At 62.6% G+C, this 2,931-nt stretch carries 1 pseudogene; it reads right to left on the minus strand.

Going from position 1 to position 2,931, the window contains the following annotated elements:
* Positions 1-1,032: 1,032 nt before the first annotated feature.
* A pseudogene (locus tag ACWEO7_RS38915) lies at positions 1,033-2,303 on the minus strand (PucR family transcriptional regulator).
* Positions 2,304-2,931 lie beyond the last annotated feature (628 nt).

Raw genomic sequence — 2,931 nt, forward strand, 5'->3', positions numbered from 1 at the left:
CGCTACGAACGCCGCGCCGACATCCACCAAGCCCTACTCAGCCTCGCCTGCGCCGTCATATGCCTCCGCAAACTCATTCTGAACTGAATTCTTAGCCAAGCACCCTTTGCAGGACCGCCGGTTGCCGCGAGATATCCTGCGGTGCACGTTGTTCCGCGCAATCTTCGTGCGTCCGACGGGCTATTGCACGGCTACTGTTCCGGCGGCGCTGCCCGCGACCGGCGACGCGGCGCCAGCCCCATCCCGGGGTGCGTTTGCTGATCACCCCGTGGAAGTCCGCGGTCTGGACCGCCGCCCCCGCTTCCCCTCCAACGGCGAACTCGAATCGTGGGAGTGTTTCTGACCGATCAACCCACCCCGGCCATCGTCGAGGTGTCGGTATTCAACCCGCCTGCGACAGCTGGTTGCGCCACCGGACGTAGTCACAGACCGCCGCGTCCTGCTCGGCATGGCTGCGATGGTCGGCACGAACACCAGCTCGACCTCGTTGTCCGAACACCACGCCCGGACCTCGGCACCCTTGTGGACCGAGTAGTTATCGCAGATCAGATTCAGTTTCTCGAGATCATTTCCGTCGCCGCTGCCGACACCGCGGTTGCGGCGGAATGAGTTTTGTCCAGAAGTCATGGCGTACCGCGTCCCATAACTTGGTCATTTCCGGAAGGAGTTCTCGCGCTTGTGCGAGATCCGGAAAGTTCTCGGGACCGAAGGATACGATCGGCGTGGCGCCGGATGCCTCGTGGACGGCGACAATGGAGATCAAGTGGTCTTGGAACAGCCGCCACGTCACGCGTAATCCTTCGACCTCGGTTCTTCGCACATCATTCATGTTTCTTTTCCAACTCGTAGACTCTGTTCCAATGCAGTTCGACCGTTATCGATGTCGACCTCCTACTGATTTTGGTTTCACGAATACCGTCGGCTGGGTCACGTCCGGGCATGGATGAGAAACGCGAACATGCCACCTTTATCGCACCTACTGACGCTCGTCGGCGTGAGGAGTGATTCCGCACCCGCCCGACCGCACTCCGATCAGCTGCGGTAGGTGCGGGCAACCAACGCCGAACGCAGGCGCCACAGCCCGCTCGGCTGGGCGGGATCGAAACCTGTGAGCTGACCGATCCGCTTGAGCCGGTAGTCCACGGTGTTGGTGTGCACGTGCAGTAGCCGCGCAGTGCGCTGGCGGTTCAGGTTGTGCGCTATATGGACCTGCAGAGTCTCCAGCAGTTCCGGATATTCATCCAGGGGATCGAGCAGCGACCCGAGCTGCTCACGGGCGGGGCCGGGGCGGGTGAGCTGGTATTCCAGAGCCAGCTCGTCGAAGTGATACAGGCCAGGCACCGACCCGAGCCGGGTGACCATGTCGAGCAGTTCGTGGGCTTGATCCGCGGCGGTGGGCACGCTGTCGGTAGAGGCGGTGACCGCGGTCGCGGTGATGTGCACGCGGGCCGCCCGCGACAGATGCCCGACCAGTTCCTTCACGTCGTCCTTGGTGATGTGATCGGCGGGGATGAGCAGAGTGCCGCCGTCGACCGAAAGCAGCGAAAGCACGGTGTCGTCGCAGCGGGTGGCCAATTCCGCCTGCACACGCCGGAGTTTGCGGCGGGCAACGACTTTCGCATCCAGCATCGGGTTGGACTCGTCCGGGTGAGAAGGAATGGCGAGGGCTATGACGCGATATCCGTCGGAGATGTCGATGCCACACTCGCGTGCCATGGTGGAGGTGGGTGTCCCCCGAGCAGCGCCGAGGTGAGCGTGTGCACCGCGGTGTGGTGCTCCGACACGACCGCGCGCAGTTCACGCACATAGGCCGCCGAGACCGCCGTGGTCATGGTGTCGAGCATTTCGACGACGAGTTTGGCGCCGTCGAGGATGCTTTGATAGTCGTCCGTGCTGACTGTGAGCATCGGCTCGGTGTCAGCCGGGCCGGAGGCACGCTGCTCGGCCAAAGCTGCGGACACCACCAGGTCGAAGCCGATCTTGAAGCCCTCATGGATAGCGTGGTGAATGGTACCGATGGGCACGCCTTCGCGCGCCCATTGCGCTGCGGCCTCCTCGAGTTGCCCGGTCTTCTCCGAAATATTGCTGCCGTCCAGCATGCTGACCGCCAGCTCCAAGCACACGCGGGTGATGATGGTGATGTCGCCATGGATCGCGTCACCGGGCAAGGTGCCGCAGGGGGCGACGGTTTCCACGAAATGCCCGACCATCTGCCGTGACAAGGCGCGCACGTCTTTCAGCGGCAGCGACATGGGCCGACCGGATACGGTGAGACCTTGCCGTCCAGCGAAGGTGAGAGACATGGTGGAGCTTCCTTCCACCCCCGTTAACTGTGCTATTGCACCAGCGTAACTAGCGCAAGAACGCAGACAACGGTTTACTCCGAGTAACGTGATATTCGGTAAGCACGCTCGGCAAGCGATAGTGAGAGTTCACAATGGCGGTCGGCTGCACTGCTACCGGAGGGCCGGGATACCGCAGAGCGGCGATCTGAGCATACCCGGGGGCAAATGGTCGAAAAAGAGGGCAACCGGCGAGTGCAACGGCGCGAACCCACACCTCTCGCGCATGCATCCCCTCCGTCTGCGCAGCAGACACCGTGCGGCGGCCTGGGCCGCGTGAGGCTTGGTCGAGATGCGAGCAGTGGAATGTTCGTTTCCCTAACCAAGGTCCAGCGGGCCAGCTGCTGCGCATTGATACAGGCGGATCGAGCCGACGCTGCCCAACTCCTCCCCGACGGGCGGCGCACAAACCTACTGGACCCTAGACCGGTATAGCACATCTCCCAATACACTCCCGGCCTGGCGAGTCGCTAGTGCACCGATACTTATGGCAACAATGAGACACCTTCTGTCAACCTCAGGCGGCGAGTACGCGTTGGCGGTTGCTGACGTGGGTTTCTTCGTTGTAGGCGGTGCCGCGGGTCAGGCA

The organism is Nocardia sp. NPDC004260, assembly GCF_053603155.1.